Origin of the sequence: Streptomyces sp. NPDC006335 (genome assembly GCF_040612795.1) — a bacterium.
In the GTDB taxonomy this organism is placed as follows: domain Bacteria; phylum Actinomycetota; class Actinomycetes; order Streptomycetales; family Streptomycetaceae; genus Streptomyces.
Genome location: NZ_JBEXQX010000012.1, coordinates 229,075 through 246,467 on the forward strand (window position 1 = coordinate 229,075; position 17,393 = coordinate 246,467).

Annotated in this window: 16 protein-coding genes and 1 riboswitch; of the genes, 10 read left to right on the forward strand and 6 right to left on the reverse strand. The window is 72.1% G+C overall.

The window, feature by feature from the left end; all coding sequences use genetic code 11:
• Window positions 1–85: 85 nt before the first annotated feature.
• Window positions 86–248: riboswitch (cyclic di-AMP (ydaO/yuaA leader) on the forward strand.
• Between the two features lie 13 nt (window positions 249–261).
• A complete protein-coding gene (locus ABZ098_RS29980) occupies window positions 262–1,017 on the forward strand; it encodes a M23 family metallopeptidase (protein ID WP_356596409.1) in 756 nt (251 codons plus the stop codon).
• Between the two features lie 199 nt (window positions 1,018–1,216).
• Entirely contained in the window at window positions 1,217–1,912 is a 696-nt protein-coding gene (locus tag ABZ098_RS29985; RefSeq protein ID WP_356596411.1) for a GntR family transcriptional regulator, read from the forward strand.
• A 126-nt stretch (window positions 1,913–2,038) separates the two neighbouring features.
• Here the strand turns inward: ABZ098_RS29985 and ABZ098_RS29990 are convergent, their stop codons facing one another.
• Window positions 2,039–2,320, reverse strand: a complete 282-nt coding sequence (locus ABZ098_RS29990; protein WP_007385204.1) for an HPr family phosphocarrier protein — start codon at window positions 2,318–2,320, stop codon at window positions 2,039–2,041.
• 197 nt (window positions 2,321–2,517) lie between these two features.
• Between ABZ098_RS29990 and ABZ098_RS29995 the strand changes: the two genes are divergently transcribed.
• Genes ABZ098_RS29995 through ABZ098_RS30010 form a run of 4 tightly spaced genes read left to right on the forward strand, consistent with a single transcriptional unit; the run spans window position 2,518 to window position 7,902 of the window.
• Window positions 2,518–5,355, forward strand: coding sequence for a GNAT family N-acetyltransferase (locus ABZ098_RS29995; RefSeq protein WP_356596413.1), 2,838 nt, complete (start codon window positions 2,518–2,520; stop codon window positions 5,353–5,355).
• 42 nt (window positions 5,356–5,397) lie between these two features.
• Window positions 5,398–5,994 (forward strand): DUF5998 family protein, encoded by a 597-nt coding sequence (locus tag ABZ098_RS30000; protein ID WP_356596415.1) that lies wholly within the window; start codon window positions 5,398–5,400, stop codon window positions 5,992–5,994.
• Window positions 5,994–7,190 carry a nucleotide pyrophosphatase/phosphodiesterase family protein gene (locus ABZ098_RS30005; protein ID WP_356596417.1) on the forward strand — a complete coding sequence of 399 codons (1,197 nt, stop codon included), beginning with the start codon at window positions 5,994–5,996 and terminating at the stop codon, window positions 7,188–7,190. The genes ABZ098_RS30000 and ABZ098_RS30005 overlap by 1 nt, the downstream gene beginning before the upstream one ends.
• A 52-nt stretch (window positions 7,191–7,242) precedes the next feature.
• Window positions 7,243–7,902, forward strand: coding sequence for a thymidine kinase (locus ABZ098_RS30010; RefSeq protein ID WP_356596419.1), 660 nt, complete (start codon window positions 7,243–7,245; stop codon window positions 7,900–7,902).
• Between the two features lie 34 nt (window positions 7,903–7,936).
• Here ABZ098_RS30010 and ABZ098_RS30015 read toward each other — a convergent pair whose 3' ends face one another.
• Window positions 7,937–8,728, reverse strand: coding sequence for a VOC family protein (locus ABZ098_RS30015; protein WP_356596421.1), 792 nt, complete (start codon window positions 8,726–8,728; stop codon window positions 7,937–7,939).
• A 294-nt stretch (window positions 8,729–9,022) separates the two neighbouring features.
• Here ABZ098_RS30015 and ABZ098_RS30020 point away from each other — a divergent pair, with 294 nt between their 5' ends.
• Window positions 9,023–9,880 carry a sulfurtransferase gene (locus tag ABZ098_RS30020; RefSeq protein ID WP_356596423.1) on the forward strand — a complete coding sequence of 286 codons (858 nt, stop codon included), beginning with the start codon at window positions 9,023–9,025 and terminating at the stop codon, window positions 9,878–9,880.
• Between the two features lie 62 nt (window positions 9,881–9,942).
• Here the strand turns inward: ABZ098_RS30020 and sepH are convergent, their stop codons facing one another.
• The 3 genes from sepH to ABZ098_RS30035 all read right to left on the reverse strand — a co-directional run bounded on the left by sepH (window position 9,943) and on the right by ABZ098_RS30035 (window position 13,927).
• The gene (gene sepH / locus ABZ098_RS30025) at window positions 9,943–10,977 is read right to left on the reverse strand and encodes a septation protein SepH (protein ID WP_356596425.1); all 1,035 of its coding nucleotides are present in this window, start codon (window positions 10,975–10,977) and stop codon (window positions 9,943–9,945) included.
• A gap of 432 nt (window positions 10,978–11,409) precedes the next feature.
• Window positions 11,410–12,729: a D-arabinono-1,4-lactone oxidase gene (locus ABZ098_RS30030; protein ID WP_356596427.1), complete on the reverse strand. Its 1,320-nt coding sequence runs from the start codon at window positions 12,727–12,729 to the stop codon at window positions 11,410–11,412.
• Window positions 12,689–13,927: an MFS transporter gene (locus tag ABZ098_RS30035; protein ID WP_356596429.1), complete on the reverse strand. Its 1,239-nt coding sequence runs from the start codon at window positions 13,925–13,927 to the stop codon at window positions 12,689–12,691. Before ABZ098_RS30035 ends, ABZ098_RS30030 begins: the two co-directional genes overlap by 41 nt.
• Before the next feature lie 168 nt (window positions 13,928–14,095).
• On the opposite strand from ABZ098_RS30035, the gene ABZ098_RS30040 reads away from it, so the two are divergent.
• The gene (locus ABZ098_RS30040) at window positions 14,096–15,223 is read left to right on the forward strand and encodes a ferrochelatase (protein WP_356596431.1); all 1,128 of its coding nucleotides are present in this window, start codon (window positions 14,096–14,098) and stop codon (window positions 15,221–15,223) included.
• Between the two features lie 8 nt (window positions 15,224–15,231).
• Entirely contained in the window at window positions 15,232–16,047 is an 816-nt protein-coding gene (locus tag ABZ098_RS30045; protein ID WP_356596433.1) for an inositol monophosphatase family protein, read from the forward strand.
• A 110-nt stretch (window positions 16,048–16,157) separates the two neighbouring features.
• Here the strand turns inward: ABZ098_RS30045 and ABZ098_RS30050 are convergent, their stop codons facing one another.
• Window positions 16,158–16,322, reverse strand: a complete 165-nt coding sequence (locus ABZ098_RS30050) for a hypothetical protein (RefSeq protein WP_164784887.1) — start codon at window positions 16,320–16,322, stop codon at window positions 16,158–16,160.
• Window positions 16,323–16,736: 414 nt separating this feature from the next.
• Between ABZ098_RS30050 and ABZ098_RS30055 the strand changes: the two genes are divergently transcribed.
• On the forward strand, window positions 16,737–17,390 hold the full coding sequence (locus tag ABZ098_RS30055; protein WP_030605557.1) for a response regulator transcription factor: 654 nt from the start codon (window positions 16,737–16,739) through the stop codon (window positions 17,388–17,390).
• Window positions 17,391–17,393: the final 3 nt, after the last annotated feature.

A 17,393-nucleotide genomic window follows, 5' to 3' on the forward strand; every position in this document is an offset into this window, starting at 1 on the left:
ACCCTGATCGGTTTGGGGATTGAAAGTTGCCCCGCTTAGCGTCCTCTGGGCTGTCCGTCAGGCACCGAGCCGCGCCCGCGGCACCGGACAGTCATCGCCGAGTCCCCGCATGGCGCGAGCCAGGGGAGCCGGGGACCCACCACACGTCCCTGGGGTGAATCGGACGCCCGCGCACCGCGAGGGGGTCCGTAGGAGACCTTCCTGCTCCGAACCCGTCAGCTAACCCGGTAGGCGAGAAGGAAGGAAAGGACCAGCCACCACATGGCGTTCACCTGCGCCACCGGGAAGCACCGTCGTCCCAGCCGCATGAAGCGCACCACCGCCCGCGCCGCGGGCGTCGCCGCCCTCGCCACCACCGGCGTCATCGGCACCATCGCCACCCCGGCCCTCGCCGCCGAGAACTCCGTCGAGCAGACCGGCCTCATGCCCGCCGTCTCCGTCGGCACGGACTCCCTCGCGGCCCAGCTCGACGCCCAGGCCGAGGCCCAGGCGCAGGCCGCCGCGCAGAAGAAGGCGGCCGCCGAGGCCAAGCGCAAGGCCGAGGCGCGCGCCAAGGAGATACGCGAGGCCAAGGAGCGTGCCGCCCGCGAGGCCGAGCGCAAGCGCCTCAACGCCTTCGTCGCCCCGATCTCCGGCTCCTACATCTCCACCGGCTACAAGAGCGGCGGCTCCATCTGGTCCTCCGGCAGCCACACCGGTGTCGACTTCCACGCCGCCAGCGGCACCTCCGTCCACGCGGTGGGCCGCGGCACGGTCGTCGAGGCCGGCTGGGGCGGGTCGTACGGCAACAACATCGTGATCCGGATGGCCGACGGCACGTACACCCAGTACGGCCACCTGTCGTCCATCGGCGTCTCGGTCGGCCAGTCCGTCACCCCCGGCCAGCAGATCGGGCTGTCCGGCGCGACCGGCAACGTCACCGGACCGCACCTGCACTTCGAGGCGCGGACCACCCCCGAGTACGGCTCGGACATCGACCCCGTCGCCTACCTGCGCTCGCACGGCGTCAGCGTCTGACACCCCTGCGCGAGACCTCCGCGCGATCTCCGCGAGACCCCGGCTCCCCGAGCCGGGGTTTCGTCGTTTCCAAGGCCCCGTTGTCCAAAAAATATCCCTGGATTCCGGTCCGCCGTCGGAAATTCCCGCTGATTGCAATAGAGTCACTGAACACACGTCAATCGGCGACGTTTCACGGGGATTAAGACGGAGGTCGGACATGCGTATTCCGGCGCACTCGGTATGCACGGCGATCCGGGACGACATCGTCGCCGGTGTCCACGAGCGCGGGAGCCGGCTCACCGAGGAACTGCTCGCCCGCCGCTACGGCGTCTCCCGCGTCCCCGTCCGCGAGGCGCTGCGCACGCTGGAGGCCGAGGGCTTCGTGGTGACGCGGCGGCACGCGGGCGCGTGCGTGGCCGAACCGACCGAGCAGGAGGGCGCCGACCTCCTGGAGATGCGCATGCTGCTCGAACCGCTCGGCGCCTCCCGGGCCGCCCAGCGGCGCACCGAGGCCCATCTGAAGGTGCTGCGCGGCCTGGTCAGGCTGGGCCAGGAGCGGGCCAGGCGGGGCAACAGCGACGATCTGCGCTCGCTGGGAGGCTGGTTCCACGAGACGCTCGCACAGGCCTCCGGCAGCCCCGCGCTGACCTCGATGCTGACCCAGCTGCGGCACAAGATCGCCTGGATGTACGTCGTGGACGCGCCCGCCGACCCCGTGGAGTCCTGGGCGGAGCACGGCGCGATCGTGGACGCGGTGGCGCGCGGGGACGGCGAACGCGCGCGGGCGATCACGGCGCTGCACACCGAGCGCTCGGGCGCGGCGCACCGGCTGCGGTTCACCTCCGGAGGGGACCGCGCGGACCGTGTGAGGACCTCGCAACATCCTGTAAACGTGACGGGCTCGCGGCATTAACACGGGCACCGTATACAAAGAGAGAGTAATTCGCGGGGCGCTATTTACGCTGCCCTTGAATGGGAAAAGCGAAGGGCCCGCCCGATAATTCGGACGAGCCCCTCGGTGCTTTTCAGGACGCCGTGCTCAGACGGTTTCGGGGAGCTCCTCGAGTCCCTCGGCGACCAGCTTCGCGAGCCGGTCGAGGGCCGCGTCCGCGCCCTCGGCGTCGGAGGCGAGGACGATCTCCTCGCCGCCCTGGGCGCCCAGGCCGAGCACGGCCAGCATGGAGGCCGCGTTGACGGGGTTGCCGTCGGCCTTGGCGATCGTCACGGGGATGCCTGCGGCCGTGGCGGCCCGGACGAAGATGGAAGCGGGGCGGGCGTGGAGGCCCTCGGCCCAGCCGACGTTGACGCGGCGCTCAGCCATGTGATGCTGCCCTTCGGTGTTCAGGGTTGTCTAGACCAGTTTCCCACACGTGAAGCGTCTCCGGAGAGGGCCTGGAGCCCTCCCGGGGTGAGACGTCGGACCGCGGCCTCGGCCCGACTTGCGTCCTTGTGCGTTCTCGCGCGTTCTCCACAGACTGCCTCGCGCCGTTGTCGTACGCGAGCCGTACTCTGGGGCCCATGCAGAGCGCGTCGGACCGGCACGAGTACCCCGCCCACTGGGAGGCCGACGTAGTGCTGCGCGACGGCGGCACCGCGCGCATCAGGCCCATCACCGTCGACGACGCCGATCGCCTGGTCAGCTTCTACGAGCAGGTCTCGGACGAGTCGAAGTACTACCGCTTCTTCGCGCCCTACCCACGCCTGTCCGCCAAGGACGTCCACCGCTTCACGCACCACGACTTTGTGGACCGGGTGGGACTCGCCGCCACCATCGGCGGCGAGTTCATCGCCACCGTACGCTACGACCGCATCGGTGCCGACGGGATGCCCGCCTCCGCCCCCGCCGACGAGGCCGAGGTCGCCTTCCTCGTGCAGGACGCCCACCAGGGGCGCGGTGTGGCCTCCGCCCTCCTCGAACACATCGGGGCCGTCGCCCGCGAGCGCGGCATCCGGCGCTTCGCCGCCGAGGTGCTGCCCGCCAACGTCAAGATGATCAAGGTGTTCACCGACGCCGGCTACACCCAGAAGCGCAGCTTCGAGGACGGCGTCGTACGCCTGGAGTTCGACCTGGAGCCCACCGACCGCTCGCTCGCCGTGCAGTACGCGCGCGAGCAGCGCGCCGAGTCGCGGTCCGTGCAGCGGCTGCTCACCCCCGGCTCCGTCGCCGTCGTGGGCGTCGGACGCACCCCCGGCGGTGTCGGCCGCGGCGTACTCGGCAACATCCGGGACTACGGCTTCAACGGCCGCCTGTACGCCGTGAACAAGGCGTTCCCCGAGGAGCGGAAGGAACTCGACGGCATCCCCGCGCACCGCTCGGTGCGGGACATCGACGGCCCCGTCGACCTCGCGGTCGTCGCCGTGCCGGCCGAGCAGGTCCCCGAGGTCGTCGCCGAGTGCGGGGCCCACGGCGTACAGGGGCTCGTCGTGCTGTCCGCCGGGTACGCCGAGAGCGGCCCCGAAGGACGCGAGCGCCAACGCGAACTCGTACGGCACGCACGCGCGTACGGCATGCGCATCATCGGCCCGAACGCCTTCGGCATCATCAACACCAACCCGGACGTCCGGCTCAACGCCTCACTGGCCCCCGAGACCCCCCGCCCCGGCCGGATCGGCCTGTTCGCCCAGTCCGGCGCCATCGGCATCGCCCTGCTCTCCCGGCTGCACCGGCGCGGCGGCGGCGTCACCGGCGTGACCGGCGTCTCCACCTTCGTCTCCTCCGGCAACCGCGCCGACGTCTCCGGCAACGACGTCCTCCAGTACTGGTACGACGACCCGGACACCGACGTCGTCCTCATGTACCTGGAGTCCATCGGCAACCCCCGCAAGTTCACCCGCCTCGCCCGGCGTACGGCGGCGGCCAAGCCCCTGGTCGTCGTGCAGGGCTCGGGCACCGCCCCGCAGGGCCACGCCGTCCGCGCCACGCGCCTGCCGCACGCCACGGTGTCGGCGCTGCTCCGGCAGGCCGGCGTGATCCGCGTCGACACCATCACCGAACTCGTCGACACCGGCCTCCTGCTGGCCCGCCAGCCGCTGCCCACCGGACCCAGGGTGGCGATCCTCGGCAACTCCGAGTCGCTCGGCCTGCTCACCTACGACGCCTGCGTGGCCGAGGGACTCAAGCCGTCGACCCCGCTGGACCTGACGACGGCCGCCGCACCGGAGGACTTCCACGCGGCCCTCGCGCGCGCGTTGGCCGACGACTCCTACGACGCGGTGATCGTGACGGCCATCCCCGCGGTCGGCGAGGGATCAGCCGGCGACGCCGCCCTCGCCGAGGCGCTCAGGTCCGCGGCGGAACAGGTCCCCGGCAAGCCGGTCCTGGTGGTCCATGTCGAGCTGGGCGGCCTCGCGGAGGCCCTGTCGGCGGCGGCCAGCACCGCGCCCCAGGCCACCGCCGGCCCGCCGAAGATCCGTGCCGACCACCCGTTCCGCGCACTCGACCGGCTGCGCGCCACACCGGCCCCGGCGGAACCATCCGCCCCCGGCACCGGCGACCGCCTGATCCCCGCCTACCCGGCCGCCGAGCGCGCGGTGCGGGCGCTGGCCGATGTCGTGCAGTACGCCCAGTGGCGCCGGGAGGCCGCCGAGCCAGGCAAGGTGCCCGAGTACGAGAACATCGACGAGAAGGGCGCCGCCGCCCTGATCGACGGCCTGCTCACGCGCGGGCAGGGCCTCACCCTGGGCACCGAGGAGACCTGCGAGCTGCTCGCCACGTACGGCATCCAGGTCCACCGCGCCCTGCCCGCCGCCACCGCCGACGCCGCGGTCCAGGCAGCCTCCACCCTCGGCTACCCGGTCGCCCTCAAGGCCACCGCCCCGCACCTGCGCCACCGCGCCGACCTCGGCGGCGTACGCCTCGACCTCGCGGACGAGGAGCAGTTGCGGCGGGCGTACGCCGAGCTGACCGAGCTGTTCGGCACCCCCGACGAGCTGCGGCCCGTGGTGCAGGGGATGGCACCGCGCGGGGTGGACACGGTGATCCGGGCCGTCATCGACCCCGCAGCGGGCGCCGTGCTGTCCTTCGGGCTGGCCGGAGCCGCCTCGCAGTTGCTCGACGACACCGCGCACCGGCTGATCCCGGTCACCGACCGGGAGGCGACGAGCCTGATCCGCTCGATCCGGACCGCGCCGCTCCTCTTCGGCTGGCGCGGCTCCACCCCGGTCGACACACCCGCGCTGGAGGAACTCCTGCTGCGGGTGTCCCGGCTGGTCGACGACCACCCCGAGGTCGTCGCGGTCACCCTGGAGCCGGTCGTCGTCGCCCCGCGCGGCCTGAGCGTCCTCGGCGCCTCCGTGCGGCTCGCGCCGCCGCCCGCCCGCGACGACCTCGGCCCGCGGACGCTTCCCGCGTACTGAGCGGCGGCGAGCGGTGCCTCGCAGTCAGCGCGCCACCGTAGGATGGACGTCATGGCCAAGACCAGTACGACGACCCAGGGGCTGCGTGCGGCGATCGAGCGCAGCGGCTACTACCCGGCCCTCGTGGCCGAGGCGGTGGAGGCCGCCGTGGGCGGCGAGCCCATCCGGTCGTACCTGGTCCACCAGGAGACGACGTTCGACCAGAACGAGGTGCGGCGGCACGTGACCGTGCTCGTCCTCACCGGCAACCGCTTCATCGTGAGCCACACCGACGAGCAGGCCGCGGACAGCACGTCCCCGACGCCGTACGCCACCACCTCCACGGAGTCCGTGAAGCTCGGCCGGATCTCGTCGGTCGTGGTCAGCCGGGTCGTCGCGAACCCGGAGCAGTACCAGCCGGGCACCCTGCCCCGCGAGGTCGTGCTGACGATCGGCTGGGGCGCGGTCTCCCGCATCGACCTGGAGCCCGCCGCCTGCGGCGACCCCAACTGCGAGGCGGACCACGGCTACACCGGCAACTCCACGGCGGACGACCTCAGCCTGCGCGTCAGCGAGGCGGGGGACGGCCCGGACACCGTGCGCCAGACGCTCGTCTTCGCCCAGGCCATCTCCGAGGCGACCGCGGACGTCACGGGCTGATGGTGCAGCCCGCCGCCTGGGACCACCCGGAACCCCTCGCCCTCGACACCGCGCCCGTCCCCGAGTACGGCACCGGCTCCCTCGCCGACCTGCTGCCGACCCTGGCCGCCGGCATGGCCGTACCGGGCACGACCGCCGCGATCCGCGAACTCACCCCGGCCGACCGGAACTGCGTGTTCCTGATCGACGGCCTCGGCTGGGAGCAGCTCAAGGCGCACCCGGACGAGGCGCCCTTCATGACGTCCCTGCTGGCCAGCTCGCGCGGCGGCACCGGCCGTCCGCTGACCAGCGGCTACCCGGCGACCACCGCGACCTCCCTCGCCTCGGTCGGCACCGGCCGGCCGCCCGGCGCCCACGGCCTGCCGGGCTACACCGTGCGCAACCCGGCCACCGGCGAGCTGATGAACCAGCTCCGCTGGCAGCCGTGGACCAAGCCGCAGGTATGGCAGCCGTACCCCACCGTCTTCCAACTCGCCGACCAGGCCGGGGTGCACGCGGCCCAGGTCTCCTCGCCCACCTTTCAGAACACCCCGCTGACCAAGGTCGCGCTCAGCGGCGGCACGTTCCACGGACGGCTGTCCGGCGAGGAGCGCATGGACCTCGCGGCCGCTGAACTCGCCGCCGGCGACCGCTCGTTGGTCTACACGTACTACTCCGAGGTCGACGGCGCGGGCCACCGCTTCGGCGTCGACTCCGACACCTGGCGCGGCCAGCTCATGTACGTCGACCGGCTGGTCCAGCGGCTCGCCGAGCAACTGCCGCCCCACAGCGCGCTGTACGTCACGGCCGACCACGGCATGGTCGACATCCCCTTCGACGAGCAGCACCGCATCGACTTCGACGAGGACTGGGAACTGCGCGCCGGGGTCGCCCTGTTGGGCGGCGAGGGCCGGGCCCGCCACGTCTACGCGGTGCCCGGTGCCGAGGGCGACGTGCTGACCTGCTGGCGCGAGGTCCTCGGCGAGCAGTTCTGGGTCGCCTCCCGGGACGAGGCCATCGCGGCGGGCTGGTTCGGGCCGCCGGACCACTTCGACGAGCGGGTCTACGACCGCATCGGCGACGTGGTCGCCGCCGCCCGCGACGATGTCCTGCTCATCGCCTCCGAGCGGGAGCCGAAGGAATCGGCGATGGTCGGCAACCACGGTTCGATGACCCCCGCCGAGCAACTGGTCCCGCTGCTCGAAGTACGCTCCTGAGGCCGACCCGGCCGCCCCGCCCCGCACAGAACCGAAAGGTGCTCGACCTCCCATGCCCGAGCTGGTGTTCTTCTCCGGAACCATGGACTGCGGGAAGTCCACGCTGGCTCTCCAGATCGAGCACAACCGTTCGGCGCGTGGCCTGACGGGCATGATCTTCACCCGGGACGACCGGGCCGGCGAAGGCAAGCTGTCCTCGCGGCTCGGTCTGGTCACGGACGCGGTCGAGGTCGAGGACGGCCAGGACCTGTACGCCTACCTCGTCGACCACCTCTCCCGCGGCGGCCGCGCGGACTACGTGATCGCGGACGAGGCGCAGTTCCTGGTGCCGGAGCAGATCGACCAACTCGCCCGGGTCGTCGACGACCTGGACCTCGACGTCTACGCCTTCGGCATCACCACCGACTTCCGCTCCAAGCTGTTCCCCGGCTCCCAGCGCCTGGTGGAACTGGCCGACCGGGTCGAGGTCCTCCAGGTCGAGGCCCTGTGCTGGTGCGGAGCCCGGGCCACGCACAACGCCCGTACGGTCAACGGCGAGATGGTCGTCGAGGGTGCCCAGGTGGTCGTCGGCGACGTCAACCAGGCCGACGACATCGGCTACGAGGTCCTGTGCCGCCGGCACCACCGGCGCCGTATGACCGCGGGCACGGCACGCGCGGCCGCGCTCTCCCCGGACGTCCTGCCGGTCCCGCAGGCCGGGGCGGACTTCTGACCCGAGGCCGTTGGTCCTCGGGTCGGAAGCCCGATCAGCGCGGGTTCTCGATCAACGAGAAACGCGCCCCCTCCGGATCCGCCACCGTGGCCACCCGGCCGTGCGGGCTGTCGTGCGGCGGGCGCAGCACATGGCCGCCCAGCTCCACGAGGAGGCGGGTCGCCGCGGTCGCGTCGGCCACCTCGAAGTACGTCATCCAGTGCGGTCCCCGGTCGCGGGGGAGGGCGTGGCCGACGCCGTGGAGGCCGGCGACGGGGCGACCGCCGCTGTGGAGGGTGACGTAGTCGAAGTCGGCGGAGACCACCGGCTCCCCCTCGCAGCCGAACACCGTCTCGTAGAACTTCGTGACGCTCACCGTCTCGAAGGTGAGCAGCTCGTGCCAGGCGGGGGTGCCCGGCACCCCGGCGACGGAGGTGCCGAGGTGGGCCGCCGCCTGCCACACGCCGAAGACGGCACCGGACGGGTCGGAGCCGATCACCAGGCGTCCGGCGTCCCCGGCGTCCAGCGGGCCCACGCCCACCGTGCCGCCGCACAGCCGTACCGACTCGGCCGTCAGGTCGACGTCGTCGGAGGCGAGGTAGGGCGTCCAGGCGATCGGCAGCTGGCGGTCGGGCGGCAGTTGGCCGATCCCGGCGACGTCCCGGCCGTCCAGCAGGGCCCGGACATAGGGCCCGAGGGGCTGCGGTCCCGGCACGAACTCCCAGCCGAACAGCGATCCGTAGAACTCCTGGGTCGCGGCCATGCCGTGCACCATCAGACTCACCCAGCAGGGTGTACCGGGCGTGTGCCGAGCGGGCGGGGCGGCCGACCCCCTTGCCTCGGTCATGGTCACTCTCTCCTCGGCCCCTCGCGGTGGCCGCGTCGTGTCCGCTGTCCGGACCTCCGTGCCGATGCTCGCACCACCCGCGGCCCCGCGCGCTCCGGGCGCGCCGCGAGGCCTCCCGTGTCGGGACGGTGCCCTTCGCGCGGCTGGCTGACCGTTGCCGCGCGAGGGTCGACGGATGTCGATCGGCTGTACCGCATGTGCCCGTTCCCGTACGCCTCGTGACCGGGCCTGTCCGGCGGAGCAGAGTAGCCGGACCTGGACGACGCGGCCACCCCGTGCGCGAGGATGGTGGCCATGAACGCCATCATCTCCGCACCCGAACTCGCGAGCGACCTGGCGGGCCCGAACCCGCCCGTCCTGCTCGACGTCCGCTGGCAGTTGAGCGTGGCCAAGGCGGCCGGTGAGCCGCCCTTCGACGGCCGGGCCGAGTACGCGGCCGGGCACCTCCCGGGCGCGGTCTACGTCGACCTGGACCGGGAGTTGGCCGGACCGGCCGGCACCGGTGGGCGGCACCCGCTGCCCGACCTCGCTGAGTTCGGCGCCGCCATGCGCCGGGCGGGTGTCTCCTCGAACAGGCCGGTGGTCGTGTACGACGGCGGACAGGGCTGGGCGGCCGCCCGCGCGTGGTGGCTGCTGCGCTGGACGGGTCACCCGGACGTGCGAGTCCTCGACGGCGGGTTGCCGTCCTGGCAGGGCTCGCTGCAATCCTCGGTGCCGGGTCCCGCCCTCGCCGAGGGCGACTTCCAGCCGGTGCCCGCGGCGGCCGGTCTGCTCGACGCCGACGCGGCGGCGGCGCTGGCCCGCGCCGGTGTCCTGCTGGACGCGCGCGCGGGGGAGCGGTACCGCGGCGAGGTGGAGCCGATCGACCGCGTCGGCGGCCACATCCCGGGCGCCCGCTCCGCGCCCACCACGGACAATGTCGGCCCGGACGGCCGCTTCCTGCCCGCGGAGGAACTCAACGCCCGCTTCAAGGCCCTCGGCGCCACCGAGGACACCGAGGTCGGCGTCTACTGCGGCTCCGGCGTCTCCGGCGCCCACGAGGTCCTGGCCCTGGCGGTCGCGGGCATCCCGGCCGCGCTGTACGTCGGTTCCTGGTCGGAGTGGTCCTCGGACCCGGAGCGACCGGTCGCGGTGGGCCCGGATCCCCAGTAGGCGGACAGCGGAAGGGCCCGCCTCTGCCCGAGGCGGGCCCTCACAGCCGTAGAACCGACTGCCTACTCCTGCTTCTTGCGCCGGGTGCCGAACACGATCTCGTCCCAGCTCGGGACCGCCGCTCTGCGGCCCGGGCGGACGCCGTCGGCCTCGGCCTGGCGGTCGGTCGCGCCGATGAGGCGGTCGCGGTGGCTGGCCACCGAACGCGGCATGAGGACGTCCGCGTAGGCGGAACCGGCCGAGGCCGCGGGAGCCGGCGGCTCCTCCACCTCGGGCTCCTCCTCGAGGGCGGCAGGTTCCTCGACGGTCGCCGTCTCGGACGGCCGCTCCGGTACGACCATGTCGCCTCGGAAGCTCGGCACCGCCTCCAACAGGCTGGTCAGCGAGTCCCGTTCACCGGCGGTCTCCTCGGCGGGCTCGCCCGGGGGCAGGCTCGGCCGGTCGAGGGCGCGGTCCAGCGGACGGTCGCGCGGCAGCCTGGCGATACGCGGCACGAACGGGAAGCTGGGCTCCGGCGCGCCGAGGTCCTCGGACTCGCCGATCAGCGACCGTGCCTCCTCGTCGACGGCCTGGACGAGCCGCCGGGGCGGGTCGTAGGTCCAGCTCGCCGAGTGCGGTTCGCCCGCGACGCAGTAGACCAGCAGGACTTCCCAGGTGCCGTCGTCACGACGCCACGAGTCCCACTGGACGGTGTCCTTCTCGGCGCCGCGCAGCAACAGCCGCTCCTGCACGGCCTCGCCGAGCTGCGGTCCGGCGTTCTCGCCGGGCCGGCGCACCGGGGTCTTGCGGGCCCGTTCGGCCATGAAGGCGCGCTCGGCGAGCACGGGGCCCTCGAAGCGCCGTACACGGTCTACGGGGATGCCTGCGAGCTGGGCTACCTCTTCCGCGGTGGCACCCGCGCGTATACGCGCCTGGATGTCGCGGGGACGGAGATGGCTTTCGACCTCGATCTCGATCTGACCGAGGCGGGGACGGTCGCCGCGCACCGCCGCGCGCAGCCGCTCGTCGATCGGAAGCGTGTACTCCGTTGAGTCGGCAGCCTTCAGCACCAGCCGTGTGCCGTCATTGGAGACGGCCACGACACGCAGTTCGGGCATGGGGACCTCCCGGGTGGTGCCTGCCGACGTCACGTGCGTCGCTGCTTCCGCTAGTCGAGTGTGGCCTGCCCGGGTGCAGCCTGCCACAACCTTGCCGAGTTGCCCGGCGTGTCGGGCATGGGCCCTGGATCGCCGTTATGGCACGGTTACCTATTCGCAACGCTAAGTGACCAACTCCGTCACCCTGTGCAACTAGCCCCCTCCCGGCCGCCCTTGAAGGCCACGGACGCCCTGGCGGGAGACCGGAACCCAGGGCTCGCAACAGTACTCCATTTGGGCCACGTGCGTGGATTGGCGCGCCACTCAACTTCGTTCAAGAAACGCCGCCCGGCCGTTCGTTGAGCGGTTTCCGCGATCTTGGACGTGGCGTAGTTCACGGAATCACCCGAAACGGAACTACCGGCTTCGTGCGTACGTCCGGCGACCGCGCGATCATGCGCCCAACACCCTGCGCAAGTAGTCGTTCTGGAACCGCCGGTCGGGATCGAGGCGGTCCCGGAGCGCGGTGAACTCGCCGAAGCGCGGATAGACGGCGTCGAAGTACTCGGCGTCGCGCGTGTGCACCTTGCCCCAGTGCGGGCGCCCCTCGTGCGCCGTGAAGATCCGCTCCGCGGCCGTGAAGTACGCCTGATACGGCGTCCCCTTGACCATGTGGACGGCGATGTACGCACTGTCGCGGCCCGAGGCGGTGGACAACGTGATGTCGTCGGCGGGCGCGGTGCGCACCTCCACGGGGAAGCTGACCCGCAGCCCGGAACGCTCGACCGCCGCCTTCAGTTCGCGCAGCGTCTCGACCACGGCCTCGCGCGGGACGGCGTACTCCATCTCCACGAACCGCACCCGGCGCGGCGATGTGAAGACCTTGTACGGGATGTCAGTGTACGTCCGCGCGGACAGCGCCTTGCTGGAGATCCGCGCGATCGAGGGGATCGTGCCCGGCGCGGCGCGGCCGACCCACTGGGCCACCTGGAAGACGCCGTTGGAGAGGAACTCGTCCTCGAACCAGCCCTGGAGCTGCGGCACCGGCTTCTCCGGGCCCGCGCTGCGGTTGTTGCGCTTGGTGTTGGTGCTGCCGGTGTGCGGGAACCAGTAGAACTCGAAGTGCTCGTTCTCGGCCCAGAGTTCGTCGAAGGCGCTGGTGACCTTGTCGAAGCTCATGGGCTCCTCGCGGGCCGTGAGCAGGAAGATCGGCTCGACGGCGAAGGTGATCGCGGTGACGACGCCGAGCGCGCCCAGACCGATCCGGGCGGCCGCGAAGACCTCCGGGTTCTCCTTCTCGGAGCAGGAGAGCACCGAGCCGTCGGCCGTGACCAGCTCGAGGCCCCTGATCTGGGCGGCGATCGAGCCCGATTCGCGGCCCGTGCCGTGGGTCCCGGTACTGGTGGCTCCGGAGACCGTCTGTTCCATGATGTCGCCCATGTTGGTGAGCGACAGACCCTCGCGCGCGAGAGCCATGTTGAGCCTCTTGAGCGGCGTACCGGCCTCCACCGTGACGGTCATGGCGTCCCGGTCAATGTTGCGGATGCCCGTCAACAGTTGAGGGCGGATCAACACACCGTCGGTCGCGGCGATCGACGTGAAGGAGTGACCGGTGCCGACGGCCTTCACCCGGAGACCGTCCTCGGCTGCCTTCCGCACGGCAGCGGCCAGCTCCTCGACCGAGGCGGGCGTGACCTCCCGCGCGGGACGCGCGGACACATTGCCGCCCCAGTTACGCCACGTGCCGTTCCTCGCGCTCGCTGCCGTGCTCAACGCTGCCTCCCCGACGTGGATCCGGCCTCTTGAGCCGGCGGTACCCCAGGAAACCGACCGCGACCGCGACGGCCCCGGACACCGCCGGAACCCCGTACCCGGCACGTGCACCGGCCGCGTCGATCACCCAGCCGGCCACGGAGGAGCCGAGCGCGACCCCGACCGCGAGCCCGGTACTGATCCAGGTCATCCCCTCGGTCAGTTGCGCGCGTGGTACGTGCTGCTCGATCAGGGACATCGTCGTGATCATCGTGGGAGCGATGGACAGGCCCGCAACGAACAGCGCCACGGCCAGAAACGGCAAGTTTCCGACCAGTAGGAGGGGGATCATACTCACGGCCATGGCGCATATGCCCAGCAGCCAGCGAGGTTCGGGACGTCCCCCGAAGTGCAGCAGCCCGAACACCAGGCCCGCCACGCAGGAACCCGCCGCGTAGAGGGCGAGTACGAGGCTGGCGGCGCCCTTGTGGCCCTGCTCGTCGGCGAAGGCCACGGTGACCACGTCCACCGCTCCGAAGATCGCCCCGGTCGCCACGAAGGTGGCCACCAGGACCTGGAGGCCCGGCGAGCGCAGCGCCGTACGACCGCCGTCCTGCCCGCGCGGGTGCGGGGCCGGCTCGGTGGCCCGCTGCGCGGTCAGCCAGAACACACCCACCGCCAGGAAGCAGGCGGCGAGCAGCGGCCCCGCCTCCGGGAACCAGGCCGTGGACAGCCCGATGGAGATGATCGGCCCGAAGATGAAGCACACCTCGTCGATCACCGACTCGAAGGAGTACGCGGTGTGCAGCTGCGGGGTGTCCCGGTACAGGGCCGCCCACCGCGCGCGGATCATCGCGCCGAGGCTGGGCACCGAGCCGATGCCGACGGCGCACACGAACAGCACCCAGTCCGGCCAGCGCAAGTGCGCCGCGAGCAGCATCCCGGCGGACGCCACCAGCGCGACGAGGGTCGCCGGACGCAGCACCCGTCGCTGACCGTGCAGGTCCACCAGCCGGGAGACCTGCGGGCCGATCGCCGCGGCGGCCAGCGCGATGGTGGCCGACAGCGAGCCCGCGAGGCCGTACCTGTCGGTGAGCTGGGAGATCATCGTGACCACGCCGATGCCCATCATCGACAGCGGCATCCGGCCGACGAAGCCCGCGGCGGAGAAACCCTTGGAGCCGGGGGCGGCGAACAGGGCGCGGTAAGGGCTGGGCACAGGGTCTCCGGTCGGCCGGCGAGCAGCGGCTCGTAGAGCGGTAAGGCGCGACTACGCCTCATACAGCTTACGGGTGCGGGGGCCCGGCGCACCCGGTCGGGCGGCCGGGAACCCGGTCGCTCACCACGCCGTTTCCCGGCTGTCAGTACCGGATGACAGGATCGACCCATGCGAGACGCGCTCGACGCCACCCCCTACGACGCCCTGCTCCTGCTCTCGTTCGGAGGCCCCGAGGGCCCGGACGACGTGGTCCCGTTCCTGGAGAACGTGACGCGAGGGCGTGGCATCCCCAAGGAACGACTCAAGGAAGTCGGGCAGCACTACTTCCTGTTCGGCGGGGTCAGCCCCATCAACGACCAGAACCGCGCGCTGCTGGACGCCCTGCGCAAGGACTTCGCGGACCATGGCCTGGGCCTGCCGATCTACTGGGGCAACCGCAACTGGGCGCCCTACCTCACGGACACCCTGCGCGAGATGGTCGCCGACGGCCACCGCCGCGTCCTGGTCCTCGCCACCAGCGCCTACGCCTCCTACTCGGGCTGCCGCCAGTACCGCGAGAACCTCGCCGAGTCGCTGGCCGCGCTGGAGGCCGAGGGCCTGGAGCTGCCGAGGATCGACAAGCTGCGGCACTACTTCAACCACCCCGGCTTCCTGGAGCCCATGATCGACGGGGTGATCGACTCCCTCGCCGAGCTCCCCGAGGACGTCCGCGACGGCGCCCACATCGCCTTCTCGACCCACTCGATCCCGACGGCGTCCGCGGACACCTCAGGACCGGTCGAGGGCCACGGCGAGGGCGGTGCGTACGTCGCGCAGCACCTGGAGGTCGCCCGGCTGATCGCGGACGCGGTCCGTGAGCGCACCGGCGTCGACCACCCCTGGCAGCTCGTCTACCAGTCGCGCTCGGGCGCCCCGCACATCCCGTGGCTGGAGCCCGACATCTGCGACCACCTGGAGGAGCGTCACGAGTCCGGCGTCCCGGCGGTGGTGATCGCGCCCATCGGGTTCGTCTCCGACCACATGGAGGTCCTCTACGACCTCGACACCGAGGCGAAGGCCAAGGCAGAGGAGCTCGGCCTGCCGATGCGCCGCTCGGCGACCGTCGGCGACGACCCCCGCTTCGCCGCCGCCGTCCGGGAGCTGGTCCTGGAGCGGGCCGCCGCCGAGCGCGGACAGCGGGTCACGCCCTGCGCCCTCGGTGCGCTCGGAGCTGCCCACGACGTCTGCCCGGTCGGTTGCTGCCCGGCCCGCGCCCCCAAGCCCGCCGCCGCGGGCGTCGACAGCCCGTACGCGTGAGGAGCCCCGTGACCGACCCCCTGCACGCGGACCTGCTTCGGCTGGCCCAGGAGGCCGCCCGACGCGCCGGCACCCTGCTGCGCGACGGCCGCCCGGCCGACCTCGAGGTCGCCAGGACCAAGTCCAGCCCCATCGACGTGGTGACCGAGATGGACATCGCGGCGGAGAAGCTGATCACGGACCTGATCTCCGAGCACCGCCCGGACGACGGCTTCCTCGGCGAGGAGGGCGCCTCCACCGAGGGCACCAGCGGCGTCCGCTGGGTCGTCGACCCCCTCGACGGCACGGTCAACTACCTTTACGGGCTGCCGACTTGGTCCGTCTCCATCGCCGCCGAGCAGGACGGCGAGACCGTCGTCGGGGTGGTCGCGGCGCCGATGCGCGGTGAGACGTACCACGCGGTCCGCGGCGCGGGCGCCTGGGCCACGGGCGCGTGGGAGGGCGAGCGCAGGCTGGCGTGCCGCCCGGCGCCGCCCCTGGAGCAGGCCCTGGTGTCGACGGGCTTCAACTACGTCACCGAGGTGCGTACGCACCAGGCCGAGGTGGCCGCGAAGCTCATCCCGATCCTCCGCGACATCCGCCGCGGCGGCTCGGCCGCGGTCGACCTGTGCGACCTCGCCGCTGGCCGCCTCGACGGCTACTACGAGCGGGGCCTGAACGCCTGGGACTACGGAGCGGGCGACCTCATCGCCCGGGAAGCGGGCGCCCTGACCGGTGGGCGCCCCGGAGAGGGTCCGAACCCCGCCCTCACCGTCGCCGGCACCCCGGGCGTCTTCGAGCCCCTCCAGCGGCTCCTGGAGGACTTCGGCGCCTGGCACGACTGACAGGCCGACTCCGGACGAACACGAGGTGAACAGGCCCGTCCCCCGACGCAGCGGGCCCCCGGCGCTGGATTCGCCGGGGGCCCGCTGTCGTGCCGCAAAGCGATCAGACGCTAGGCGCTGACCTCCACACCGTGTTCGGCGGCGAGGCGGCGCAGGTCGTCGAGCTCGCCCTGCTCCACCTCGACGAGGAAGTCGTCGCCCTCGTCCCGAGCCCGCGTCAGATCGGTCTCGGTCGCCCTTATGCGCTGCAGAAGTCCTGCGGTGAATGCGTCCATGCTGCGCCCCCTCGTCCTGGGTCGTGGGTCGGTGGCACGGGGGTGTGCCGATCGGAAGGGGCGATCACGTCTCCTGCAGGTGCCCAGCGCTGCCCTGGCCGGGCGGCGACGGTGCCGGACACCCACGCCCGCTCTGCGGAAGCGGATCGCACAGTGCCGCATGGTGGTACGGCACATGCAGAGCGTGATCGCGGGGTGTAAAGCCGTCCTCCCCCCGCTCCCTTCGACGGAAACCTCAACCGTCGGAGAAAATCCCGCATTCCCGCTCTCACACCTCTCTTTCAGTTGGCCCTCACCCGCCTTACAGCCGACTTATGGCCGAAAAGGGCAGGATGGAGCCAACACTGACCCGGCTCCCTGCCCGCCGCGTGCCCGAAGCGCGCTACGCGGGTGGACACAGGAAGGACAAGCGACGTGCGCGTACTCGTCGTCGAGGACGAGCAACTGCTCGCCGATGCGGTGGCCACCGGACTGCGCCGGGAGGCCATGGCCGTCGACGTCGTGTACGACGGTGCGGCCGCCCTGGAACGCATCGGCGTCAACGACTACGACGTGGTCGTCCTCGACCGCGACCTCCCCCTGGTCCACGGCGACGACGTCTGCCGCAAGATCGTCGAACTCGGCATGCCCACGCGCGTGCTGATGCTCACGGCCTCCGGCGACGTCAGCGACCGCGTCGAGGGTCTGGAGATCGGCGCCGACGACTACCTGCCCAAGCCGTTCGCGTTCAGCGAGCTGACGGCACGCGTGCGTGCCCTCGGCCGGCGCACCAGCGTGCCGCTGCCGCCGGTCCTGGAGCGCGCCGGGATCAAGCTCGACCCCAACCGCCGCGAAGTCTTCCGCGACGGCAAGGAGGTCCAGCTGGCCCCCAAGGAGTTCGCCGTCCTGGAGGTGCTGATGCGCTCCGAGGGTGCCGTCGTCTCCGCGGAGCAGCTCCTGGAGAAGGCCTGGGACGAGAACACCGACCCCTTCACCAACGTCGTGCGGGTGACCGTGATGACCCTGCGCCGCAAGCTGGGTGAACCCGCGGTGATCGTGACCGTCCCCGGCTCGGGCTACCGGATCTGATAC